Origin of the sequence: Latilactobacillus graminis DSM 20719, from assembly GCF_001436415.1 — a bacterium.
GTDB classification, from domain to species: domain Bacteria; phylum Bacillota; class Bacilli; order Lactobacillales; family Lactobacillaceae; genus Latilactobacillus; species Latilactobacillus graminis.
Map to the genome: position 1 here is coordinate 45,620 of NZ_AYZB01000002.1, position 25,674 is coordinate 71,293.

Annotated in this window: 24 protein-coding genes; 19 read left to right on the forward strand and 5 right to left on the reverse strand. The window is 41.8% G+C overall.

From position 1 onward, the window contains the following. Positions 1-36 precede the first annotated feature (36 nt). Positions 37-1,371: a uracil-xanthine permease family protein gene (locus FC90_RS00860; protein WP_057907419.1), complete on the reverse strand. Its 1,335-nt coding sequence runs from the start codon at positions 1,369-1,371 to the stop codon at positions 37-39. Continuing rightward, a complete protein-coding gene (gene guaD / locus FC90_RS00865) occupies positions 1,364-2,704 on the reverse strand; it encodes a guanine deaminase (RefSeq protein ID WP_057907509.1) in 1,341 nt (446 codons plus the stop codon). Before guaD ends, FC90_RS00860 begins: the two co-directional genes overlap by 8 nt. A 199-nt stretch (positions 2,705-2,903) precedes the next feature. Here guaD and FC90_RS00870 point away from each other — a divergent pair, with 199 nt between their 5' ends. From FC90_RS00870 to FC90_RS00920, 11 genes are all read left to right on the forward strand, one after another. After that, positions 2,904-3,158 (forward strand): hypothetical protein, encoded by a 255-nt coding sequence (locus FC90_RS00870; protein ID WP_057907420.1) that lies wholly within the window; start codon positions 2,904-2,906, stop codon positions 3,156-3,158. 172 nt (positions 3,159-3,330) lie between these two features. Then, positions 3,331-4,821 carry a glutamate/gamma-aminobutyrate family transporter YjeM gene (gene yjeM, locus FC90_RS00875; RefSeq protein WP_057907421.1) on the forward strand — a complete coding sequence of 497 codons (1,491 nt, stop codon included), beginning with the start codon at positions 3,331-3,333 and terminating at the stop codon, positions 4,819-4,821. 321 nt (positions 4,822-5,142) lie between these two features. After that, entirely contained in the window at positions 5,143-6,342 is a 1,200-nt protein-coding gene (locus FC90_RS00880) for a quaternary amine ABC transporter ATP-binding protein (protein ID WP_057907422.1), read from the forward strand. Positions 6,343-6,346: 4 nt separating this feature from the next. Then, positions 6,347-7,189 (forward strand): ABC transporter permease, encoded by an 843-nt coding sequence (locus FC90_RS00885; protein WP_057907510.1) that lies wholly within the window; start codon positions 6,347-6,349, stop codon positions 7,187-7,189. A gap of 50 nt (positions 7,190-7,239) precedes the next feature. Next, positions 7,240-8,106, forward strand: coding sequence for a glycine betaine ABC transporter substrate-binding protein (locus FC90_RS00890; protein WP_192937885.1), 867 nt, complete (start codon positions 7,240-7,242; stop codon positions 8,104-8,106). 100 nt (positions 8,107-8,206) lie between these two features. Further along, complete coding sequence (locus tag FC90_RS00895) at positions 8,207-9,145, forward strand: UbiA family prenyltransferase (protein WP_057907424.1); 939 nt, start codon at positions 8,207-8,209, stop codon at positions 9,143-9,145. A 107-nt stretch (positions 9,146-9,252) separates the two neighbouring features. Then, the gene (locus tag FC90_RS00900) at positions 9,253-10,206 is read left to right on the forward strand and encodes a glycosylasparaginase (RefSeq protein ID WP_057907425.1); all 954 of its coding nucleotides are present in this window, start codon (positions 9,253-9,255) and stop codon (positions 10,204-10,206) included. A gap of 13 nt (positions 10,207-10,219) precedes the next feature. Then, positions 10,220-10,936 (forward strand): GntR family transcriptional regulator, LSA1692 subfamily, encoded by a 717-nt coding sequence (locus FC90_RS00905; RefSeq protein ID WP_057907426.1) that lies wholly within the window; start codon positions 10,220-10,222, stop codon positions 10,934-10,936. A gap of 14 nt (positions 10,937-10,950) precedes the next feature. Continuing rightward, positions 10,951-11,475 carry a GrdB-related putative oxidoreductase gene (locus FC90_RS00910; RefSeq protein WP_057907427.1) on the forward strand — a complete coding sequence of 175 codons (525 nt, stop codon included), beginning with the start codon at positions 10,951-10,953 and terminating at the stop codon, positions 11,473-11,475. Between the two features lie 15 nt (positions 11,476-11,490). Beyond that, positions 11,491-12,807: a PTS sugar transporter subunit IIC gene (locus FC90_RS00915; RefSeq protein ID WP_057907428.1), complete on the forward strand. Its 1,317-nt coding sequence runs from the start codon at positions 11,491-11,493 to the stop codon at positions 12,805-12,807. Between the two features lie 18 nt (positions 12,808-12,825). Then, positions 12,826-14,148, forward strand: a complete 1,323-nt coding sequence (locus FC90_RS00920) for a Sapep family Mn(2+)-dependent dipeptidase (RefSeq protein WP_057907429.1) — start codon at positions 12,826-12,828, stop codon at positions 14,146-14,148. 141 nt (positions 14,149-14,289) lie between these two features. On the opposite strand, the gene FC90_RS00925 is transcribed toward FC90_RS00920, so the two are convergent. The 3 genes from FC90_RS00925 to rpiA all read right to left on the reverse strand — a co-directional run bounded on the left by FC90_RS00925 (position 14,290) and on the right by rpiA (position 18,136). Next, complete coding sequence (locus FC90_RS00925) at positions 14,290-15,636, reverse strand: C1 family peptidase (protein WP_057907430.1); 1,347 nt, start codon at positions 15,634-15,636, stop codon at positions 14,290-14,292. 301 nt (positions 15,637-15,937) lie between these two features. Then, positions 15,938-17,260, reverse strand: a complete 1,323-nt coding sequence (locus FC90_RS00930) for a C1 family peptidase (RefSeq protein WP_057907431.1) — start codon at positions 17,258-17,260, stop codon at positions 15,938-15,940. A 192-nt stretch (positions 17,261-17,452) separates the two neighbouring features. Continuing rightward, positions 17,453-18,136: a ribose-5-phosphate isomerase RpiA gene (rpiA, locus tag FC90_RS00935; protein WP_057907432.1), complete on the reverse strand. Its 684-nt coding sequence runs from the start codon at positions 18,134-18,136 to the stop codon at positions 17,453-17,455. 181 nt (positions 18,137-18,317) lie between these two features. Here rpiA and FC90_RS00940 point away from each other — a divergent pair, with 181 nt between their 5' ends. The 8 genes from FC90_RS00940 (at position 18,318) to FC90_RS00975 (ending at position 25,663) form a co-directional block, all read left to right on the forward strand. After that, positions 18,318-18,857, forward strand: a complete 540-nt coding sequence (locus tag FC90_RS00940; protein ID WP_057907433.1) for a dCTP deaminase/dUTPase family protein — start codon at positions 18,318-18,320, stop codon at positions 18,855-18,857. A gap of 78 nt (positions 18,858-18,935) precedes the next feature. After that, positions 18,936-20,300: a DNA repair protein RadA gene (gene radA / locus FC90_RS00945; protein ID WP_057907434.1), complete on the forward strand. Its 1,365-nt coding sequence runs from the start codon at positions 18,936-18,938 to the stop codon at positions 20,298-20,300. A 30-nt stretch (positions 20,301-20,330) separates the two neighbouring features. Next, positions 20,331-21,443, forward strand: coding sequence for a PIN/TRAM domain-containing protein (locus FC90_RS00950; protein WP_057907435.1), 1,113 nt, complete (start codon positions 20,331-20,333; stop codon positions 21,441-21,443). Between the two features lie 368 nt (positions 21,444-21,811). Continuing rightward, the gene (cysS, locus tag FC90_RS00955; protein ID WP_057907436.1) at positions 21,812-23,218 is read left to right on the forward strand and encodes a cysteine--tRNA ligase; all 1,407 of its coding nucleotides are present in this window, start codon (positions 21,812-21,814) and stop codon (positions 23,216-23,218) included. Continuing rightward, entirely contained in the window at positions 23,215-23,622 is a 408-nt protein-coding gene (locus tag FC90_RS00960; RefSeq protein ID WP_057907437.1) for a Mini-ribonuclease 3, read from the forward strand. The genes cysS and FC90_RS00960 overlap by 4 nt, the downstream gene beginning before the upstream one ends. Before the next feature lie 82 nt (positions 23,623-23,704). Next, positions 23,705-24,484, forward strand: coding sequence for a 23S rRNA (guanosine(2251)-2'-O)-methyltransferase RlmB (rlmB, locus tag FC90_RS00965; RefSeq protein ID WP_057907511.1), 780 nt, complete (start codon positions 23,705-23,707; stop codon positions 24,482-24,484). Positions 24,485-24,487: 3 nt separating this feature from the next. Continuing rightward, positions 24,488-25,021 carry an NYN domain-containing protein gene (locus FC90_RS00970; RefSeq protein WP_057907438.1) on the forward strand — a complete coding sequence of 178 codons (534 nt, stop codon included), beginning with the start codon at positions 24,488-24,490 and terminating at the stop codon, positions 25,019-25,021. Between the two features lie 75 nt (positions 25,022-25,096). Beyond that, positions 25,097-25,663, forward strand: coding sequence for a sigma-70 family RNA polymerase sigma factor (locus FC90_RS00975; protein WP_057907439.1), 567 nt, complete (start codon positions 25,097-25,099; stop codon positions 25,661-25,663). Positions 25,664-25,674 lie beyond the last annotated feature (11 nt).

Here is a 25,674-nt window from a genome sequence, read left to right on the forward strand (position 1 = left end):
TGCGCGATTAAAATTAATTTAATCGCGCACTCTTTTTTATTTAAAGGCAATCTGACGATCGCGGGGCAAAATTAAATTAAGAATGATGGCTGCTAAGGCACAAATTGAGATTGGCGATTCAAGTAAGTATTGAATCATGACTGGAGTAACTTTAATTAGCGATTGAGGCATAATGATGATTGCGATACAGAGGATAATCGGGATTCCGATTATGTACATATCGCGTTCTTGGGTCTTTAATGTCCGGATAACATTTAAGCCGTTGAGCATGATTGTTGAACAGATAATGGCAAATATTCCGCCGATAACTGGTGCTGGAATTGCTGATAAGAAGGCAGCTAATTTATTGAAGAATCCAAAAATGATGAACCAAATGCCTGCTGAAACAAAAACTTTTTTACTGGCAACGCCGGTGATTGAAATAATGCCGGCATTTGTTGCGTAACCCGTAACCGGTGAGCCACCAAGCAGAGCAGCAATTAAGCAGCTAATCCCTTCACCGATGATACCATGGTTCCATTGCTTTTTGCTGATAGGTGAATCGGTTACGGCACTCATTGCAAACCAGGTTCCAGTTGTTTCAGTCATTAACACAGCGTAGATAATCACGAATGTCATGATGGCGGTCATGGAGAAGTGGATGCCGTAATGAAGTGCTGTAAAACTTGGGAGACTAAACCAACTGGCTTCATTCACACTTTGCCAGTCGAAATTACCAAGTACGGTGGCCAAAAGTGTGCCGCCTAATAAAGCGATAATGATTGAACTAACTTTGAAAAGTTTCTGTAACCGTGGGAAATAGATGCCTAAAGAGACACAAAAAATTAAGATGGCAATGGTGATAATGGCCAGAAGCAAGTTCTCATTGATGTTACCTTGCGCTTTAAAAATATTATCTCCTAAGGCAGAAGGCATTAATGATAGGCCAACAACCGTAATAATTGTTCCACCCACAACTTGTGGGACTAAGCTGTTGATAATTTTTTGAAAAAGGCCGGTAATTCCAAGTAAGATTAAAAGAAGTGATCCCACTAATGAAGCACCAATGACGGTCGCCATGCCGCCCGCTGTGGCACCACTGGCAAAGTAAATGCCGGCGATAGCACCAATTGGAACGAAGGAAGGACCCTGTGAGACGGGCATCTTCATAAAAAACTTTGTCTGGAGAATAGTACCAATGCCAGCCGCTAAGAAAGTGGCTTGGATTAAACCGGCCTTAGCGTCGAGACCCATCGCCAAAAGGCCAGCTATAATTACTGGAGGTACGTAAACGTCCATCGCTAAAACGTGCTGCAAACCCAAAAAACCGGCCTCTTGAGTGGAAAGCTGGTCGTCGGGTCCAACCATTAATTTTGAGGATTGTTCATTCATACCAGTTATGCTCCTTCTCGTGGACCAGTTTACCTTGAACGTAGACGGCCTTAATTTGTTGTTTTGTATGCCGGAATAGAAGTTGTTCGAGCTGTTCATCTGGGGTAAGACTCATCAAATGAGGAGGCGCTTTTACGACTTGGAAATCAGCAAGCAGACCAGGTTCGATAGCCCCAGCTTGGATATCGAGTCCGGCAGCCCCACCGACAGTTGCCAGATAGAAAGCACGCTTAACACTAATTCGACTATTGGGAACACCACGCTCAATTGCCGGCAGCCTGTCATCGATTCCATCCTGGCGGATTTGAGAAACTGTTACGGCTTGTTGTAGGTTCGCGTACAAACTTGGGGTGTAGCCCCCGGCAATATCACTACCGAGACCGACCTGAATACCTTGGTCCATTAGTGATCGCGTTGGTAAAACGCTATTGCCAAAATAAGCGTTTGAGAGCGGACAATGGGCAATCGTTGATTGTTCGGTTTTAATGATAGTTTGATCTTCAGTTGTGAGCTGTGTTGCATGGGCTAATACCGCATGTTGATTTAATAAGCCAAATGATTGCAACATTTCTGCATCAGTATGACCGAAACGTTCGCGGACATAATCATGTTCCCAATCACTTTCGCTACAGTGAGTTTGGACGGTGATTTGTAACTCTTTAGCAAGTTGTCCCAGGCGTTGTAAAGTTGCGGTTGTGCAACTAGGAATGAAGCGTGGGGTAATCACAGGTTGAATTAAGCCGCTAGGATAATTATCCTGAATCGTCTGAATAAAGATTTGCGTCTTGGTGACGGCAATTTCGGCTGAAGCATCACGGTAATAATCTGGTGTTTGCTGGGGGTTGTCCATGGCAACACTCCCAATAAAAGCGCGCTGTCCGGCTTGAGCACAAATTTCGGCTAAACGTAAATTGGCAGCATTATGAATCGTCCCAAAATACAAGGCAGTAGTTGTTCCATTAGCGAGCATTTCAGTAATTAAGTCGTGATAAACTAACGTTGCAAAATCCAGGTTTTTGTAACGGGCTTCAAGAGGAAAAGTATAATGATTGAGCCAATCCGCTAAAGGCCGATCAAGGGCAATCCCCGCTTGGGGCCATTGTGGCGCATGGTTATGCAAATCGATAAATCCAGGTAGTAGAAAGTGACCAGGAGCGAGTATGATGAGTTGGTCGTGTTGCTGGGCGGCCGTTAGGTGTGCATTGTATTCCGGGGTGGCCTGATGAACAATCTTAGTGATGTAACCACAATCATTAACTTCAATGAGCGAATTTTCGTGAAATGAACTCGTTTCTGGTGTATAAGCAGAAAAATAAGATGCTTTTAGTGTGATTGACAAACCTTTTGGCCTCGCTTTCCATTAAATGTTCCATAATTATATCGCATGCTATAATGATTTTGAATATAAAATTGTTCGCTTTTAGAAAAAAGAATGATTGCCAATCAAGGCGGAAGTGATGAGCAAAAAACTATCCTAAAAAAAATTAGACTGTTAAAATGAGGAGAATAAGTGATTTGAAAGGATGAGTGTCATGAGTTTAGCAGATGAATTTGTAGAACGGCGATTTATTATTTTTCAATGTCATAAGTGTCAACATCCAGCAATGGAGATTACAACCAAGTCCGCATTAGAGGATAATCCAGACGGTTCGAAAAGATATCAAATTGAAACAACCTGCCCGCGTTGCCAGGCAACTGATCAATTTGTAATCAACGATGGGCAAGAAGGAGAAATCAGCGCGAGTGCAAATAGCGGTAAAATCGCCAAAGTTGCTAATATTAAATAATTCAAAAAGACGCCCACGTTGAAGTGGGCATTTTTTTTGATAAAGTGTATATAAATATGAATATATGAATAAAATTAGCAATAATAGCCGTTTTATTCAAAAAACATTGACATTAAACCTTTAAAATTGTATATTTATGCCAATCAAAACAATTACAAAGGATCTAATTTAAATGGCAAAAACAAAAAAAATTAACGTTCAGGGCCTGGTATTAATGATTTTTGGATCAATTTTTGGCTTTGCAAATACCACCATTGCATTTTATTTGATGGGTTATGCGAGCATAATTTGGTACATCCTAGCGGCTGTCTTCTTTTTTCTACCAACTTCACTAATGTTTGCTGAATTTGGGTCATCATTGAAAGAATCACGAGGTGGGATTTATTCTTGGTTAGAAGCTTCAATCGGAGAAAAAGCGGCTTTCATTGGGACGTTTATGTGGTTAGCTTCATGGATTGTTTGGATGGTTTCAACAGCGGCCAAGGTTTGGGTGCCATTTTCAACATTTTTACAAGGTTCGGACCAAACGGCTACATGGCATCTATTAGGCATGAATGGGACGCAAGTTGTGGGTGTCTTAGGAATTGCTTGGATGTTGGCATTAACCTTTCTTTCAAGCCGTGGGGTTGATAAAATTCAAAAGTTTGCTTCATTTAGTGGGATGGCGGTTGCCTTTTTATTTGCGGCTTTTCTAGTGATTAGTGTTGCAATTTGGGTTAAAACGGGTTTTCACTTAGCCGAACCACTCCGCAGTGCAACAACGTTTGTTAAGAGCCCAATGAGTAGTTATCAAACACCAATTGGTATGTTATCATTTGTGGTTTTTTCAATCTTTGCGTATGCCGGAATGGAGGCAATGGGTGGTGTGACTGATAGTATGGATCGGCCTGAAAAAACTTTCCCCAAAGGGCTTATGATTGCGACCATTTTTATTACCTTGATTTATGCGATTTCAATTTTTATGTGGGGGATTTCAACTAATTGGCAACAGATTTTAAGTGGTGATAGAGCTAATATGGGGAATATCACCTATGTTTTAATGCAAAACTTAGGCTATCAATTCGGTCACGCTTTTGGAACGACAACATCAGTTGCGACACTAATTGGCACAACATTTGCTCGAATTACTGGTTTAATCATGTTCATTAGTTATCTAGGTGCATTTGCAGTCTTGATATACTCGCCTTTGAAGTCATTTGTTTTGGGAACTCCCAAGGCGCTTTGGCCTAAAGGAGTAGCTGCAGTGAATAAGCATGGGATGCCTGAAAAGGCAATGTGGTCACAAGCGCTATTAGTCTGTCTCTTAATTGCCGTTATTTCGTTTGGCGGTAAAGCTGCCGGGGATTTCTATAATGTTTTGACCCTGATGGCCAATGTTTCAACATCGTTACCATATTTATTTCTAGTGACGGCCTTTCCGTATTTTAAGGCACGCAAAGATTTGCAACGACCATATGAATTCTTTAAATCACCGATTGCGATTAAGGCTGTGACCATCGTCGTTGACTTAGTTTTAGTCTTTGGCATTGCTTTTACTATTATTCAGCCAATGCTAGAAGGCCAATATTTGGATGCCTTTTGGATGGTCATTGGGCCCATTATTTTTACGATTATGGCCTTGGCCCTTTATCACCGGTACCAACATAAAATTACTAAAGGATAAATTTCTAGTAGCGTAGTGACTAATTTGGTCGCTACTTTTTTATTTAAATTTTGTGGATTTAAAAATGATTAAGCCTCATTTTAATTTAATATTAAATTAAAAAAATTTGCATTTTTGCAAAGTCTTAAACAAGGATTAATTTGAATTTTAAAGACGACAGTAACGCTCTATCAAATGTTTTTTTACCGATAGGCAGAACAAATAGTCTTGCATTAATATTAAAATGAAATGAGAAAAAATCGAGTTACGTGTAATTTTCACAATAAAACGGTATACTTTTAAAGGTATCTTTTTCGGAAAATGAACTCAAAGGGGGATTCTATGACTGTCAAATTACAAGTCAAAAATCTAACAAAAATCTTTGGTAAACGTGTTGTACGAGCCAAAGAATTATTGAAACAAGGAAAATCAAAAGCTGAGATTCTAAAAGAAACAGGTGCGACGATTGGTGTCGATCGAGCAAATTTCGAAGTTGAATCTGGTGAAATATTCGTCATTATGGGACTATCTGGCAGTGGTAAATCAACGTTGGTCCGTATGATTAATCGGTTGATTGAGCCGACTGATGGTAGTGTATTAATTGATGGCGAGGACTTAATGCAGATTGACAAGAAGGCATTACGAGATGTTCGACGAAAAAAAATGAGCATGGTATTCCAAAATTTTGGGCTCTTTCCTAATCGTACAATTTTGGATAATACGGCATACGGCCTTGAAATTCAGGGAATTGATAAAGTGACTCGAAATCAAAAGGCTAATGAAGCACTCGATTTAGTTGGCTTAAATGGTTACGGGGACCAGTATCCAACGCAATTATCTGGTGGGATGCAACAACGTGTTGGTTTAGCACGGGCACTTGCTAATGACGCAGAAATCTTATTGATGGATGAAGCTTTCTCAGCGCTTGATCCTTTGAACCGCTCTGATATGCAAGACCAATTGCTCGACTTACAAGAAACAATGCACAAAACTATTATCTTCATTAGTCATGATTTAAACGAGGCACTTAAAATTGGTGACCATATCATGATTATGAAAGACGGTGAAATCGTGCAGACAGGTACGCCAGAAGATATTTTGACGCATCCTGCAGACGAGTATGTTGAAAAATTCATTGAAAATGTTGATCGTAGTAAAGTCTATACGGCTGGTAACGTCATGATTCGGCCCACAACTGTGAATATCGAAAAAGATGGGCCACGTTTAGCCTTGAAACGGATGCGTGAAAATGAAGTTTCAACTGTCTATGTTGTGAATAACAAACGAGAGTTAGTGGGGATTATCGATGCACGCGATGTCCTTGAGTTAGTGCGGCAAGAAAGTCGGGATTTACAATCTGTGGTTAATGAAGATGTTCCAACAACAACGGAAGAAACACCAATTGCTGATATCTTAGATGACATCTCACAAACTGGAATCCCGTTTGCCGTATTAAATGACAAACAACAATTACGTGGCATTATTATCCGTGGGGCCGTCCTAGGGGCACTTGCAGGGAATGAGGTGAACCATTTTGCTTAATTTAATGACGATTGCTAAAATCCCAATTGCGGATTGGATGGATCATTTTGTTGATTGGTTGACACAATTTACCGGTTTTTTTAATGGTTTAACGAGTTTTATCGGTGGGATTATTAATGGTTTTCAATGGGTATTTGATTTAATTCCAATCTGGTTGTTTATCATAATTGTTGCAGGGATTACTTACCTTGCTAACCGTGATACAAAAAAATGGGGCCTAATCATTTTTGAAGTGCTAGGCCTGTTATTAATTTGGAACTTAGATTTTTGGCGTGATATGACCCAAACCTTAACGTTAGTGTTAACGTCGAGTCTGATTTCACTGATTATCGGAGTACCCTTAGGTATTTGGATGGCTAAAAGCGATATTGCCCAGGCAATATTTAAACCGATCTTAGATTTTATGCAGACAATGCCCGCTTTTGTATATTTAATTCCAGCGGTTGCTTTCTTTGGTATCGGGATGGTCCCTGGTGTTTTTGCATCAGTGATTTTTGCGATGCCACCAACTGTTCGGATGACAAATTTAGGAATTCGTCAAGTGCCAACTGAATTAATCGAAGCCGCTGATTCATACGGTTCGACCGAATGGCAGAAATTGATTAAGGTTCAATTACCTTTGGCAAAATCAACCTTAATGGCGGGAATTAATCAAAGTATGATGCTAGCATTATCAATGGTTGTAATTGCCTCTATGATTGGGGCTATGGGCTTAGGAACGCGGGTTTACTTTGCTGTTGGCCGAAATGATGCGGGAGGCGGTTTTGCAGCCGGCCTAGCAATCGTCATTTTAGCGATTATTATTGACCGGTTGACGCAAGCTTTGAATCGCCAACGTAAACATTAAGGAGGGATTTAGTGATAAAGAAGAATAAATTAATAGCTTTTTTCACCTTAATGGGGCTTGTGATGCTGTTGACTGCTTGCGGTTCACAGACTAAACCGTATGATGCGCATGAAAAGTTAGGTAGTCAAATTAATTACACGATTACCGGCATTGATGCGGGGGCTGGAATTATGGCCTCGACGCAAACGGCACTGACTAAATATCATTTGGACGATCAGAATTGGCAATTGCAAACCAGTTCAACGGCTGCAATGACCAGTACGTTAGACAAGGCGATTGCCGATAAACGCCCAATCGTGATTACTGGTTGGCAACCGCATTGGATGTTTACCAAATATCCAATTAAGTTTCTAAAAGACCCGCAGAATGTCTTTGGTCAAGCTGAACACATCAATACAGTTGTCCGTAAGGGATTGAAGCAGGATATGCCAGAAGCCTATACCATCTTGGATCGCTTTCATTGGACACCAAAGGAAATGTCGACAGTGATGCTTAAAGTCAATGATGGGGTCGAACCTGAAAAAGCAGCACGTGACTGGATTAAAGCAAATCCCAAACAAGTTGCTAAGTGGACGAAGGACGTTAAAAAGGTCCATGGGACGAAAATCAAGTTAACCTATGTGGCTTGGGATTCAGAAATTGCGTCGACTAATGTGGTGGCGGAAGTTTTACGCCAACAAGGTTATCAACCAACCATTCAAGCAATGGAAATTCAACCCATGTGGGCTTCTGTTGCAACTAAGGCAGCCGATGCACAAGTTTCTGCTTGGTTACCCAAGACGTCTGGTTTATACTACAAGGATTATAAGGGGCAGTTTGAGGATTTAGGTCCCAATCTTGAAGGCGCTAAAGTTGGTTTAGCGGTACCCAAGTATATGACGAAAATTAATTCAATTGAAGATTTAAAAACGAACTAATTCGAAAGACTAATATCGCAGCTAGGCGATGTTAGTCTTTTTTATTTGTCGTCAATTCTCTGGTAGAATGAAGAGATTAAATGTGATGGAGGCGGAGTAGATGTCATTTAAAGCATTTTTAGATTTTATTGAATTACGCACTAAAGTTGGTAGTGTGATTCCCTTTATGGCTGGTTTTTTCTTTACGTTGTATTATTTTCATCAAATTGATCCCATCAATACAGTGTTGTACTTCTGTGCACTGGTGTTGATTGATATTTTCACAACGGGATGGAATAATTACAACGACTTTCATCTCGCAAAAAATGAAACGCTCCAGCAGTCAACCAGTGCGTTGGGCCGGCAAAATATTGCGCCTAAAGTTGCTTTGCGTTGGTTAATCAGCTTTATTGTGACGGCAACCGTTTTAGGCCTGATTCTAGTCTGGCGAACAAATTTAATTGTGTTAGCCATCAGTGTTCTGTTTATCTTAATTGGGATTTTATATACTTACGGACCATTTCCAATTTCACGATTACCGTTGGGTGAGTTGTTATCGAGTCTGGTATTAGGGTTCGGTAATTTCTTTTTGACGGTGTATGTCAACGTTCCGGCGGATCAGTTGGTCGATTTGCGCTTTGATGGACCGTTAATGTTATTTCAACTGAATTGGTTGAATGTACTTTTGGTGTTTGTTGCGAGTTTACCAACGGTCTTTTTAATTGCTAATTTAATGTTGATGAACAATATTTGTGATGCCACAGTCGATTTAGAAAATGGCCGGCACACATTAATCAGTTATATTGGTCAAAAACGCGGCATTCAACTCTATCAACTTAGCATGTACAGTTGTTACGTGGTGATGATTGTCGGGATTGGTTTGAAGTTATACCCATGGCCAGCAGCGCTAGCGTTTGTTAGTCTGCCGACTTTGTTGCGCAATGGGCATGCACTACAAAAGAGTCAGGAAAAACGGGTTGTATTTGGTACAGCGGTCCAGAATCTGATTGTCTTCAACGGTTTTTGGCTCGTGGGAATGTTGATTGGCCTCTATCTTTAAACGAAAAGTCACAGCGGTGGCTTTTTTATTTCAAAAAAGTATTGATTGTATATACAATTTTGATTATACTGTGGTTATTAAAGCGCTTACATATGGAGATGAGAGTTATGACTTATGCAATGATTGGTACTTGGCGAATGGCCTTTGAAGGCATCCAAAAAGCGATGGCCGATTTAAAAAGTGGTGGGCCAAGTACGGATGCAATTGAAACCGCTATCAAAAAAGTGGAAGATTATCCCTTCTTTAAATCCGTCGGTTATGGTGGTTTGCCAAACGCGCAAGGATTAGTAGAGATGGATGCGGCGTTTATGGATGGCAATACTTTTGCAATTGGCGCTGTTGCAGGAATTAGTGATGTAAAAAATCCAATTGCAGTAGCGCGTAAATTAAGCGACGATCACTTTAATAGTTTCTTGGTTGGCGCTGGGGCTTCACAATATGCGATGTTTAACGGTTTTGAAAGCCGCAATATGTTGACTGAACGTGCGCACAAGATCTGGGTGAAACGGATTAAAGAAATTAATGAAAAAAGGCTCAGCCCTTATGACGGTCACGATACAGTCGGCATGGTTAGTTTGGATCAAAAGACGGGAATGGCTGCCGGCACTTCGACTTCCGGATTATTTATGAAAAAACCGGGACGGACTGGTGATTCTGCACTATCTGGCAGTGGTTTTTACGTTGATAGCGAAATTGGTGGTGCAACTGCTACGGGGTTAGGCGAAGATTTAATGAAGGGGTGTCTCTCATATGAAATTGTGCGCTTGATGGGAACTGGTTTATCACCACAAGTCGCTTGCAATCAAGCGGTTTATCCATTTATTGAAAAGTTGAAAAGTCGCTATGGTAAAGCAGGTGAATTCTCATTGGTTGCTTTAAATAAGCAAGGGGAATGGGGCGTTGCCACAAATGTCGAGTTTACGTTTGTGGCAGGTAATCAAGATGCCGCACCCCAGATTTTTATGGCTAATCCGGGCCCAAAACAAACCACGGTGATCGAACCCATTTCAGCAGAATGGCTTAAAGCCTACGCGAAACGGATTAAAGCACCAGTTGAATAGAGGAAGTGGTTGAATGGTTAAGTATCTATACGTTGAAATTGCAGGGGCCTTACGAGATGACATTCAAAAAGGAGTCTATGAGATCCATCAAAAATTACCATCTGAAACGGATTTAGCCAATCATTTTTCAACGACGCGTCTAACAATTCGCAAAGCAATTGATCTACTGGTTAAACAACAAGTCGTGGTACGCGATCGGAATCGTGGCACCTATGTGCTCGCAACACAAAGTAAAATTTCGAGTGGTTCATCTGGTTTAGTTGGATTTACCGAAGCAGCTAAGCAATTTCAATTGGATGTCAGCACGCGGGTGTTAGATTTACGCCGGACAATCGTTTATCCGGACTATGTGGCCTCCAAGTTAGATTTAGCGCCACAAGAGCCAGTCTGGCAGATTGAACGTTTGCGAATGACGGACGGCGAAGCGATGACCCATGAACAAATTTATCTCAAACAAAAAATTCTACCAGAATTAACGGCCCACGAAGCACAAGGGTCACTCTACCGCTTGATTGAGCAAACAGTTCCAATCGGCTATGCCAATCAAGAACTCGAAGCAGTCGTATTGGAAAAAGGCTTAAGTGACTTACTTGAGACCGCTCCGGGGCAGCCTGCTTTTCTAGCCCACACGGTTGCGTATTCAATGGACGGTTATCCAATTCTTTATGATAACTCGCATTATCGTGCGGATAAATACACGTTCCACAACATCTTGCAACGTGAACATTAAAAGGAGGTTTTTAAATGAAAGTGATTGTCTTATTGGACCAAATCCAAGCTGGTTTAGGTGGTAAGGAAAAAGGGGATACCCCTTTAGGTGGAAAAAAATTAGCGATGGGCGCTGCGGATACCCTTGATAAGGTTTTAAAGAAAATGGACTCTGAAATTATTGGAACCTTTTATTGCGGTACTGATTATTATCAGGCGAACAAAGCCGAAGTGAATCGGAAAGTTGCTAAGATGAGTCAGAAAATGGGCGCAGACGTTGTGATTGCGGGACCGACCTATGATTATCCGGACTTTTCGACGATGGCATGTGAATTAGCAGCCACCATTCAAAAAGAAACAACGATTCCGGTAGTTGGACTGACAGCAATCGAAAAGAATGCTGATTTAATTCAACAGTATCAAGATCAAATAACGATTGTGAAGATGCCTAAAAAGGGTGGTACCGGTCTTTCAGATTCAATCGACCACGCATTGCGGTTATGTAAAATGAAGGTTGAAGGCGCTGATTTTACTGATTTTATTAACCAATATTGTTATTAAAAGGAGGCAAAACCGATGCAAAAGAAACTCGAACAGATTTTAATGCCGGTTGCGATTAAACTGGGGAATAATGTTGTACTCCGATCATTGCGGGATGGTTTCTTAATCATTACGCCATTGATTATCGTAACATCGATTTTCTTACTGATTGGGAATTTTCCAATTCCTGGTTGGACTGAATTTTGGAGTGGTATTTTAGGGCCGCACTGGACAGAATGGTTTAGTGCTGTTTCTAATTCAGTGTTTAGTTTTACAGGGTTGCTCGCTTGTTTTGGGATATCCTATGCCTATGGTAAAAACCGAGGGTTACAAGGGATTCATACCAGTGCAATTGCTATTATTTCATTTTTAATTTTGACACCGACTGTTGTCACCGTTGGTAAAAAATCAATCGGTGCAATTCAAACAATGTATTTGGGACCTAACGGGATTTTCCTAGGGATTTTTATCGCATTGGTTAGTGTTGAAATTTATCGTTTTGCGATTAAACGCAACTGGCGAATTAAGATGCCCGATGGTGTGCCGCCTGCAGTTAGCGAATCATTCGATGCCTTACTACCGAGTGGTTTAGTGGTATTAGTTTTCTTTTTAATTCGGATTGGATTTAGTCTTTCAAGTTTTGAAACGGCCTACAACTTTATCTACACGTTACTGCAACAACCGTTAAAAGGTGCTGGCAACTCATTGCCATCTGTGTTGCTCTATAACTTCATCGCGATGTTGCTTTGGTGTTTTGGGATCAATGGTCCAACAATCACCAACAGTGTATGGTCACCAATTTTCTTTGTCTTAACGCAAGATAACTTAACAGCGTTCCAGAAGCACATGCAGTTACCGCATATTTTTACTCAACAGTTCATTGACATTTTCACCACATACGGTGGCGGTGGGAGTACCCTCTCGTTATTAATTGTGATGTTAACTGTCTGTAAATCAAAACGTGTCAAAGAATTGGGTAAGTTGGCAATTGTGCCCGGTATTTTCGGGATTAACGAACCGATTATCTTCGGTTTACCGGTTGTTTTAAATCCAATCATTGCTATTCCATTCATTATCGTACCGGTCTTAAATACGTTGATTTCTGGAATTGTATTCCAACTTGGATGGGTACCGTATACAAATGGCGTTATGTTGCCATGGACCACACCACCGATTATTTCTGGTTGGCTTTCAACTGGGAGTTGGACAGGATCTGTCCTCCAATTATTTGAATTAGTGCTTGGGATTTTAATTTACTATCCATTTATCATGATGATTGATCGGCAATATTTGGCGGAAGAAGCCGAAGCGGCCGGTTTAGATGATGTTGATATTAATTTTGATGAAATTTAATAGAAAGAAGCCATTCTTGTGAAACCAATCAGAGCAGATTTTAAAGCGTTATTTGAAGCACATGCTGATGAGTTTTTAGCGGACTTACGGCAAGTGTTGCGTGTGCCGAGTGTGCGTGGTCCGCAAACATATGCAGCACCATTTGGAATTGGACCCAAACGTGCATTGGAAACCGTGTTGGCGATTGCTGATCGCATGGGCTTTAGGACGGGGCAAGTCGGCAATTGTGTTGGCTGGGCAGAATACGGACCGGATGCAACGCAAGCACCGACGTATTTTGGGGTTCTCGGTCATTTAGATGTCGTGGATGTCGAAGATGATTGGCATTATCCACCGTATGACCTAACGCAAGTGGATGACTTGTTATATGGGCGCGGCGTTTTGGATAATAAAGGGCCACTTTTATCCACCTTGTTTGCACTGTATTTGATTAAGACACAAAAAATAGCCTTTGAGCAACGCGTGCGGATTATTTTTGGTACCGATGAGGAATCAGGAAGTCAGGATATTCCAATTTATTTGGCGGAACATGCCGCACCATATGCCGGATTCACGCCTGATTGCAAATTCCCGGCTGTCTATGGTGAACGCGGGTTATTAGATGTCCAATTAGCGCTGTCGATTACGGATGGCTCTGATCAGCAAATTACGACGATTGAAGGTCAGTTTGCTAAAAGTTATCTTCCGGATCATGCGCAGCTGATTTTGGCCGATGGCACCGTGAGAACTTATCACGGTAAAAAAGCACCAAGCAATGCCCCTGAAATGGCGGATAACGTATTACCGAAATTAGTCGCCGATGCAAGTCAATTAACCGGTCAAACGGGCCAATTTTATCAATGGGTGACCGCTAAAATCGGGACGCAGTCAACTGGGGAAAACTTGGGGATTAATTATCAAGATGAGGCATCAGGAGCGTTACAACTTGCTTTTTATGGGGTATCGATTGAAGCCCACCTGTTAAGGGTGCATCTGACATGTCGTTATCCAATCTCAGTGACGGAAGATCAATTGTTAACTGGGATTAAAGCTGCCATGTTGCCAGGGATGACGTTGACGGTTAAACGGCGTTATCCATCGCAAGTCACTGATCCGACATTGCCATTTATTCAACAACTCTCTGCAATTTATGCGGCAGATACTGGTTTGGACGGCTCGCCGGTCACAACAACGGGCGTGACTTATGCCCGCGCGTTACCGAATATCATCGCGTTTGGCCCATCATTTCCAGGTCAAAAGGGGATTGCGCATAAAGGGGATGAATGGCTTCAATTCAGTGACTGGCAAATGATGATGCAGATTTATTATGATAGCTTGCTCGCAATCGGCGCTGGTAAATAAAAAAGAGTATGCTATAAGTCGGGATATCCTGAGGATTAACCGCAAGGGTATGACTTATAAAATACGTTTAGACTACTAAAGTTCTAATATCAAAAAAGGGGGTGAGACAAAATTTACTTTTGTCTCACCCCCTTTTGTCGTTTAGCGACTTGCTAACGCGCCCATTGGATCCCATGGTGCGAGAACGGTTGGGTGATCGTATTCTTCTGTTTCAATGCGTTTCATTTCATCCGTTAAGAACCGTTTGTTGATCACGATTTGATAAACAAATTCGTCAAACCAACTATCACTCATCACAAAGTAACCTTTGGTCCCAACTTTGTCGCCCCATGAGTTTTCAACCTTCCATTTGGTTGGTTGACCATCGACAAGGTCGACGCCAGTGATGACCATCGCATGGGTCATGAGGCTTTCACCATAATCAAGGCGTTCACCTTTAGAAATTGAGAGGTCCATCCCGAGCATGTCCGCTTTTTGATAAATCTCAATGTCCATGATGCCGAGTTTGCGATCGGATGATTGCCCCACATCGCTACCGAACCAAACGGATTCACCAGCTTGGAGTTGTTTAATCGCGAGTTGTTTGAAAGTGTTGATATCGAGGTTTAAATGCCGGACTTCGCGGCCGCCAACCACGTTGCCCAACATTTCAACGCTGTATAAGTGGTTGTAAGGTTTGTCGGCGGTTGGTGAGTTAATCAATGAAACGTAATCTTCAAGGTTCCAGCCAACGTATTTTTGATAGAAAGTTTGTGGTGTCAGGCCTTTTTCAATATGGTAGTTATGCTCATCGTCGCGGTATTCAAAGTCGAATTCAACGGGTGGTTCGCCCAATGCATAAACGAGCATTCGGTAAACTTCGGTTAACATCGCGTCTTTTTTAGCTTGGATATCGGCTTCACTGAAACCATCGGCCACTAGTTGCCGTAATGTGACAGCATCTTTGCGGAGTTTAAGATTCAAAACACCATTGAGTTCACTCGATTTTTCACTGTTGTAAGTTTCGGGCATCACGGATTTGGGTACGATGCCGTATTTTTCGATGAGGGCGCATAACATGTCCCATTGACCGCCATCTTGTTGTGGGGTAGCCATTAAGAAGTCGACTTTTCGGTCGCCAATTGGTTGGTTCGCAGTCTTCAAGACGTTTTCATAGAAGTAATTTGATTTTTCGAATTTATCCCAGAAGTTGGTGTAATTTTGAGATAACTCGAAATCCTTAATTTTGAATTGCGCTTGAAGGCTGTGGCGCATGGTATTTAATGCGGCGAACATCCAGCAGCGACCAGATTGCTTTTGATTTGAAACGGCACCAGTGTCTAAATCGATTGAAAAAACGGGTGTCATTTTAGCTTTTGACTCGGTGTTAGCACTTGTGGTTAAAAAACCGTTGTTCATAATTGCGTTTTTAATCGTATTGGATTGCGGTGTTGCCTTGAAATCGGCTTTGAATTGTTGAATATCTTTTGCTGTAATAGGTTGAACCATGTGAAAAACCTCCTCTGGAATTTGATGGGTTAAATTAAATTACCCGGTTTGAATGGCGTTATTTTTTTGAAACGTGCTTTTTGAAACTGACTCTTGTGCTTAACTACATTTGTCAAATCAGCGATTGCGTCGCTAATTCGCCAAATTAGGTTAATGCTCAGAGTCAACCCGTTTCAAATGCACTCTAAACGTGTTTCAGCAGGCATATTTCTGCGGTTAGCTACGTTCGGAAAACGATCAACAAGTTGGTCATTCACCAGACTAGGCTAGTCCGCGAAATATAACCGCCTGTTGTCGCACTCTATTGTAGTGCGTCCCATGGATCTAGTTTGATTGGGATTTGTGTGAGTGCGGCCTGTTCTTCTTTTGTGAGGTAGGCTTTTTTAACAATCACTTCGTAAACGTAGTCGTCAAACCAAGCATCACTCATGCTGAAATAACCTTTTGTACCGACTTTGTCACTCCATGTGTTTTCGACTTTCCATTTCGTTGGTTGGTCGTTCACAAGATCGACCCCAGTAAAGGTCATCGCGTGGGAAACAACACCTTGCCGGTAATCGAGCCGTTGGTCTTTGGGCATCGTTAAATCAAAACCGAAGAGTCCAGAATAGTCGTAAAGGTTGCGATCAAGCCAGCCTTTTTGTCGATCCATATCAGCTAGTACGTCATTACCAAACCAGATTGTTTCACCGTTTTGTAAAGATTGGATAGCCAGTTTCTTCAAACGGTCAGGTGGCAAGTTTAAGAGACGCATCGGGTGGCCTTCGACTACCGTGTTTTGCGATGCTAAACTGTAGAGTTGGTTGTATTGTTTATTTGCCTGTGGGCTGCTGACGACTGTGATGTAGTCGTCGAAGTTGCGGTTGAGATATTTTTGATAGAAACTTTTTGGTGTTAAACCGCGATCTTCGTGATAGTTCTGATTATCGTCGCGATAGGCGAAATCAAATGTTTCCACGGGTTCGCCGAATGCGTAGACGCATAGCCGATAGATTTCGCTCAAGAAACCAGTCCGCGTTTCACTGATGAGTTCTTCGCTAGCGTTGTCAGCAACGAGTTGCCGTAATTGAATCGCATCTTTGCGTAGTTTCAAATTAAGCGTGCCGTTGAATTCAGTTGTTAAGTCACTGTTATAAGTTTCGGGCATAACCGACTTGGGCACAGCGCCGTATTTTTGAATTAAAGCCACCGCATTGTCCCATTGGCCACCATCAAAATCGGGACCAGCGAGGGTAAAGGCGACTTCGCGATCGGTAATCGGCTTGTCGGCAGTTTGTAAAATCTTTTCATAAAAGAGGTTCGCCTTTTCGATGCGATCCCAGAAAGATAGATAATTTTGGGAGAGTTCGAAATTTTTAACGTGATATTTCTGCTCGAAATCGTGGCGTAATGTATTTAGAGTGGCAAATAACCAGCACCGCCCACTCTTTTTTTGAAAGCTGACATCACCAGTCGGGAGGTCGATTGAGTAGGTTGGATCAAGGGTGACGGCAGCATCGGGGCGTTGACTAACGGCGTTAATGCCATTCGTCATCACAGCATTTTTAAGCGTCGTTGCTTGTGGCACGCCAGCTAAAGCGGTCCGCATCTTGATTAAATTATCATGTGTAATTTCTTGGGTCATCTAATCACTCCTTAATTTTTGGATTAGTTTAATTCTAGTTGATTAGATGGGAGATGTAAACCGAATAACGGTGATAATTCTAAAAGAATGGTGATTGATAAATGTGAAAGAAAACGATTTATATGAGAGTGCGTGATGTAAAAAAACGAACCGCTGAGGGTTCGTTTTGGAACGTGTTTTTGCCGATATAGCCTAGTTTGCTGTTAAAATCTTCACGCCTTCTGGTGCGCCAACCACGACTTGGTCGACGATGTCTAGGAATAAACCATGTTCAATGACGCCGACTTGTTCGCTGAGCCATGATGCAAGTAGGTGGGGATGTTGGACTTGGTTGAGATGTAAATCGATGACGTAGTTTTTAGAATCAGTCAAGACGAGTTGGCCGTCTTCTGTCATCCGAAATTCTGGGTTTAAGCCTTCTTTAGTCATTTTGTTGAAAACTTGTTGGCTACCAAATGGAATCACCTCGACTGGTAGTGGGAAGCGACCGATTGTATCGACGACTTTTGCTTGATCGACAATCCAAATATTGCGGGTTGATGTGGTTGCGACTAATTTTTCGAATAAATGGGCAGCGCCGCCGCCTTTAATCCCTTGGAAGTTGGCATCGACTTCATCGGCACCGTCGATGGTTAAATCAATGTGGTCGACGTCATTGAGTGCTTTGACTGGAATCCCAAGTGACTTGGCTTGTTCTTCGGTGCGAATTGAGGTGCAGACACACGTTAAGTTCAGGTGTTCTGCTTGCACGCGTTTGGCGAGGGCTTCTACCATGTAAACTACTGTTGAACCCGTTCCAAGTCCTAAAATCATATTATCTTCGACGAAATCCACTGAGCGTTCAGCCGCCATTTTTTTCATTGCATTTTTATCCATCAAGACACCCCTTTTGTATTAATAAATCCATTATACGAAAAAAACGCTTTAATTGGGTGCTTTTTTGTTAAATTTTTAATTAAATCAGTCTTAGGCATTATTCACAGCCGCCGCGGTTTCATGGTATGATAGAGTGGTGTAAAAAGAACCCAAATGGGCAATAATATTAGGAGTTATAGGCATGAAAAAACGCGGTTTTGAAATTGTGACCAAATACCAAGAGGCAGGATTGAGTTTACCGGTGCGTTCAACAGCGCATTCTGCAGGCTACGACTTTGCTTGTGCGGAGGACTTCGTGTTGCCATCAATCTGGCATTACAACTTTGTGCGTTTGTTCCGAATGATTCGAAATGGAAAACCGTTAGTGGATGATGATTTTGAACGCGCATCAAAAACGTTGAAGCCCTTTCTAGTGCCAACAGGGATTAAGGCTTACATGCAAGACGACGAATATTTAATGATCGCCAATCGTTCAAGCAACCCACTCAAAAAAGGATTGATCTTACCAAACGGCGTCGGCATTATCGATGCGGATTACTACGGCAATGATGCCAATGAAGGCGAAATTTTTATCCAAATGGTTAACTTCAGTCCCCGCGATGTCATCTTAAAAAAAGGTGAACGCATTGGTCAAGGCATCTTCATGCCTTACCTAGTTGTTGATGACGAAGTAACAGTCACTACGAAACGAACGGGTGGCTTTGGCTCATCTGGTCGCTAAGTAGTAATTGCCAGTTCACTGAACATTTACAAACTTATGTTAAAATAGAACTAATCTCGATAATGAAGGAGAATCTTTGTGGCTAAAATTAAGACTCAATTTGTTTGCCAAAATTGTGGCTATAGCTCCCCTAGATTCTTAGGGCGATGTCCCAATTGCGGTGCTTGGAACCAAATGGTCGAAGAACGGGAACAACCTGCAGCTAGTGCGAAATCCAATTTCACGATTTCGGGGCGCGCAACAGAACCAGAACAAATTAGTACCGTTAATATTCAAAAAGAGCCACGGATTAAAACGGAATTAAACGAACTCAACCGCGTGCTTGGCGGTGGAGTAGTGCCAGGCTCCTTGATTCTAATTGGTGGGGACCCTGGGATTGGAAAGTCAACATTGCTTCTGCAAGTTTCCGGACAACTCGAAAAGGTTGGCAAGATTCTCTATGTTTCTGGTGAAGAAAGTGCTTCACAGATTAAGATGCGAGCTAACCGACTGAACGTCAATGGTGATCAACTCTATTTATATCCGGAAACCGACATGGGGAATATTCGGCATCAGATTGAAGTTATGAAACCAGATTTCGTGGTAATTGACTCGATTCAAACGATGAGTGAACCAGAAGTGACATCCGCAGTTGGTAGCGTTTCCCAAGTGCGACAGGTAACTGCCGAATTGATGCGGATTGCCAAGACAAATCAAATTACGATTTTTGTTGTTGGGCATGTGACAAAGGAAGGGGCCATCGCAGGTCCCAAAATTTTAGAACATATGGTAGACACCGTGTTGTATTTTGAAGGCGACACGCATCATACCTACCGTATTTTACGGTCAGTGAAAAATCGGTTTGGTTCAACAAATGAAATTGGAATTTTCGAAATGCGGGAAGCTGGGTTGAAGGAAGTCGCAAATCCATCCGAAATTTTTCTCGAAGAACGATTAGCAGGTGCGACTGGTTCAGCGGTGGTGGTTTCAATGGAAGGAACGCGACCGATTTTGGTCGAGTTACAAACACTGATTACTCCGACGTTATTTGGAAATGCGAAGCGGACATCTTCTGGTCTCGATCATAATCGGGTGTCATTGATTATGGCGGTGCTCGAAAAACGAGCGAATCTGATGTTAGCGAATCAAGATGCTTATTTAAAAGCAACTGGAGGCGTTAAATTAGATGAGCCAGCAATTGATTTGGCAATGGCAGTCTCGATTGCATCGAGTTATCGGGATAAAGAAATTCCCCAGACAGATTGTTTTGTTGGCGAAATTGGTTTGACGGGTGAAATCCGGCGAGTTAACCGAATTGAACAACGGGTGAGTGAAGCTGCAAAACTTGGCTTTAAACGAATTTATATTCCCAAGAATAACTTACAAGGTTGGGAGGCACCAACTGATATTCAAGTGATTGGTATGACCACGATTGCAGAAACTTTAAAAAAAGTATTCAACTAGGCATAAGTTGGAGTTAGAGGAGGTTGAACGATGCAACAAAAACGATTTACGAAAAAAGGCGTTCTAAGCGTTGTGTTCATTATTTTGGGAGGTGCGCTTGGAATTACGGCGTTTCCCGTTTTTTGGTCATTAATGCACTTAGAAGACTTGCTGTATCTCAATAACGGTATCACGAATGCCGTTTTAGGGGCCATTATTTTCTATCTATTATTCTTGGTGCTAGCAACGCCAATGTTGAGTGCACTTCATCGCCTTGAAAAAACACTGACGCGACAATCGCCTAGTTTTATTTTATTCGGTAGTATTTTTTCATTAATCGGTTTGTTACTGGCAAACGTTGTTTCGGTTCCACTATATCGAATGCCAATTTTTGTATTGAATACCGTCATTCCCATTCTATTAATGATTGCCTTGGGGTATCTCGGGTTTCGGATTGGCACGACTCGCATGGAAGAATGGCGTCGTTTGATACAACCTAAAAAACGCAATAGCGACGTTTTAGAACGCAAAGTGGGCGATAACTTCCATCGTTACAAAATTCTAGATACAAGTGTGATTATTGACGGACGGATTAAAGAAATTGCCAAAACAGGGTTTATCGAAGGAACTTTAATGGTCCCTAATTTTGTCTTACATGAGTTACAATTAATTTCGGATTCTGCTGATAATTTAAAGCGTGCGCGTGGGCGACGGGGGCTAGATATCTTAAATGACATTCAAAAAGACGAACATTTATCAGTTGAAATGTATGATGGTGATTTTGAAGATTTAACGGAAGTTGATAGCAAACTTGTCAAATTGGCAAAATTACTTGATGGGATTGTCGTGACAAACGACTATAATTTAAACAAAGTCTGCGAATTCCAAAATGTTCCGGTATTCAATATTAATCAATTAGCAAATACGTTGAAACCCGCCGTATTACCAGGTGAAGCAATGAACGTGACGGTTGTTAAGGCCGGTACTGAGCGCCAACAAGGGGTCGCATATTTAGATGATGGCACAATGATTGTTGTTGAAGATGGTCAACACTATGTGAATAAACCATTAGATGTGATTGTGACAAGTGCATTACAAACGGCAGCTGGTCGTATGATTTTTGCCCGGCCGGCGCATCAGCAAAAAGGCCTAAAAGAAAAATAACTGCGTAAAATACTTTACACCGTCCTTAATAATCTGTAATATGAAAATTAGCTGAATCATTAAAATTAATGAAGAGAAGAAGTAGACGATTTCAATTGCTAAGAGAGCTTTCGAACTGCTGGAAGGAAGCCGGTTGGGCCGTTAAAATGCACCTCTGAAATGTCAGACCGTTTTGTGTTTTGACCGGGACACCGTTAACTGTTCAAGGCATTTTTGCAAAGAAAAGTGGAACCACGCTCAGTCGGCGTCTTTTGTTAATTAACAAAGGACGCTTTTTATTTGGAAGAGTGCCCAATAAGCTTACGAATTACCGACCGAGTTGATGAAGTGTCTGAAAAAGCACGTTTAATACCAGAAAGGATGATTATATGTTAACTGTCTATAATACGCTTACGCGTCAAAAAGAAATTTTTAAACCAATTCAAACTGACCATGTGCGGATGTACGTCTGTGGACCAACTGTGTACAATTATATTCATATCGGTAATGCGCGTAGTGCGATTGCTTTTGACACGATTCGGCGATATTTGGAATATCGGGGGTATCAGGTTGATTATGTATCAAACTTTACTGATGTTGATGATAAGATGATTAAAGTGGCTAAAGCAGAACAAATTACGGTGCCTGAATTAGCAGACCGTTACATCACTGCTTTTAAAGAAGATACCAAAGCCCTCAATATTGAAGCAGCTACTCACAACCCACGTGCAACGGAAAATATTCCGGAGATCATTGCTTTCATTCAAGATCTAATTGCAAAGGAATACGCCTATGTCGTCGATGGGGATGTTTACTATCGCGCACGGAAGTTTAAAGCGTACGGGCGTTTAGCTGGTCAGAATATCGATCAACTAGAACAAGGCGCTAGTGAACACACGGCCACCGAAGAAACGTTACGCAAAGAAGATCCAATCGACTTTGCCCTTTGGAAAGCTGAAAGAGGCACTGATATTGCCTGGGATTCACCATGGGGACCCGGTCGGCCAGGATGGCACATCGAATGTTCAGTGATGGCAACTAAGTATCTGGGTGATACGATTGATATTCATGGCGGTGGCCAGGACTTAGAATTTCCACATCATGAAAATGAAATTGCGCAAAGTGAGGCGAAGACTGGTCAGCATTTTGTTAATTATTGGTTACACAATGGTTTTGTGACAGTTGGCGATGATGATCAAAAAATGAGTAAGTCACTTGGCAATTTTGTGACGGTTCATGATTTAATTCAGACTGTCAATCCGCAAGCTTTGCGCTTTTTAATGAGTGGTACGCAATACCGACGCCCCATTCGGTATAGTGAATCGCTCTTAGCAAAAGCGCAAACGAACTTGGATCGCTTAAAGACGACGATGGATAACTTAAATTTCAGACAAGCTACTGCTGAAACAGGTGCTGATACGAATGTTACCAATCAAGCAGCGACTTTAGAAGCAGCTTTTGTGACGGCAATGGATGATGATTTCAATGTTCAAAACGGACTAACCGAATTGTATGAGCTTGCTAAATTAAGTAACCAATATTTGGAGCGTCCAACGGTTCAAACTGATACACTTGCGGACTTAATTGCCCGGTTAACTCGTTTATTGGCTATTTTCGGGGTTGAATTTAAAGCGGCCCAATTGCTGGATGCTGAAATTGAGCGCTTGATTGAAGAACGCAAAGTTGCACGAGCGGATAAAGATTTTGCCCGCAGTGATGCGATTCGGGACCAATTGAAAGAACAAGGGATTATTTTGGAAGATACACCACAAGGAATGAGATGGAGACGCGCATGAAAAATGCTTTACAATTAAATGGAATTGCGTTGGCATACATGGGCGATTCAGCCTATGAGGTGTATGTCCGCGCTCATTTGCTAGAACTCGGGTTAACCAGACCAACCCGCTTGCAACAAGTAGCAACACATTATGTTTCTGCTAAGGCGCAAGCTGCTTTGATTGGTTTGATGATTGATGATAATTATTTGACAGAAGAAGAAATGGCTATTTTTAAACGCGGTAGAAATGCTAAAAGTTATACGAAAGCCAAGAATACGAGTGTCGCGACTTATCGGACTTCAACCGGTTTTGAAGCGGTTTTTGGCTATCTATACTTAACTGAACAGCAAGAGCGCGTCGCTGAATTAGCCCATTGGTGTATTCAACAAGTTGATGCAGGGAGGACCCATGAAAAAAAATAATAACCAAGCATACAAACAAAAGAACAACGAATTTAATAGTCGCCGGACGGCTAAGCCAACGCGGCGCCCAGCTAATAAGAAGATGACAGCACCGGTTGAAGAAGCAGCCGTCGAAGAACAAACCGATTTTGTCATTGGTAAACATGCTTCTTTAGAAACATTAAAGACCAGTGATGCGAAGAAAATCAACAAAATTTTCTTACAAGATGGGCTAAAAGCTGATTTCGTACACGACGTCGTGAAATTGGCGAAAGAAAAACGCCTGATCATTCAAAATGTCCCTAAGAATAAATTAGACTTATTGAGTGACCGGCAAAATCATCAAGGGATTATTTTAGCAATCGCCCCGTTTGAATATGCGAGTGTTGATGATATTTTTGCCAAGGCTAAAGCCCAGGAAGAAGCCCCGTTTATCTTAATTTTAGATAACTTGGAAGATCCGCATAACTTAGGTTCAATTATGCGGACGGCTGATGCAGTTGGTGTCCATGGGATTATCATTCCTAAACACCGTGCGGTTGGGTTAACGTCGACCGTTGCCAAGACGTCGACTGGGGCCATTGAACATATGCCAGTTGCGCGCATTACCAATTTGACACAAGAAATTAAGAAATTGAAGGACCGCGGTCTCTGGATTTTTGGGACCGATATGGCCGGTACTGACTATCGTCAGTGGGATGCTAAAGGGCCAATTGGCTTAATCATTGGTAACGAAGGCAAGGGTCTTTCACCAATCGTTAAAAAAGAAGTCGACCAAACTTTGATGATTCCAATGGTGGGACATGTGCAAAGTTTAAATGCGAGTGTGGCTGCGGGGGTTTTAATGTATCAGGCTTATAACAGCCGTCAACCTTTGGTATAGCCGATGAAAAAGCAAATATTAATTGCGGATGGTTACAATATTATCGGTAATTGGCCAGAGTTGAATAAATTAAAACAAAATGATCACTTAGCAGACGCTCGTGATAGCTTACTCCATACGTTATCAGAGTATCGTAAGTTTCGTGAAATTGAGATTATTTTAGTTTTTGATGCGATGTATGTCCCGGGAATTAAGCAAAGTTATGCCCAGTATAATTTAGAAGTGGTCTTTACTGATGAAGATGAAACAGCAGATAGTTATATTGAGGGTTTGGCGGGCAAATTAATGTCACTTATCAACCAAGTGACAGTCGTCTCCAGTGATCAAGCTGAGCAGTGGACAATTTTTTCGCGGGGGGCCTTGCGGATGTCTTCGCATGATTTTTATCGTGAAATTCAGCGAACCCGGCGGGAGATTGACCACGATGCAAAATATTATCATGATCGAAACCGCCAACGTAATCAACCGTGGAATGCTACCCAATTAGATCAATTGGCCCACTTACGTGATACAATCGGTAACAGAAAAGATGATTAAACGGATGTTCGCTTAATAATTAAGCAATAACTTGGTAAGATGGGGATGTGGGGTTGCGTGAGAGGTGGTTCATTAATGGAATCAGCAAAACGTGATGCAAAATTAATTCAAGCGGTGGTTGAAAATGATTCTGAGGCCTTGGATATTTTATTTAAGGCCTACCTACCGATGGTTTATCGCACCTTTACCCCATATTATATTCGCTTGTTTGATGAAGACGATTGGTTACAGGAAGCACGGATTGTCTGTTATGAGACGTGTCAATGCTATGATCAAAATAGCGGGAAGAGCTTTGGTGGTTTTTATAAACTACGGTTTCACCACCATGTATTAAACCTTATCCGTAAGGAGCTCGCACAAAAACGGCGAATCGATCAACAGTCTTTATTGACGGATTGCTGCCCAGAAGGGAGTGCAGTGGGTGAAGATACCGTTGCTTATTATCAGTCAGCTGTTGAAATGCGAGCTTACTTAGAAACCCTATCGGCATTTGAATTGGTTGCCTTTCGCGTTTTGGCTGGGCAACTGGTACTTGAACAAGCGTGCAGTCAGTTTGATTGTACATTGGAACAGATGAAACGAGCGCAATCACGCTGTCAGACAAAACTGAAACAATTTTATGCTAATCAACAAGTGCCTTAAAAAACGGCAGG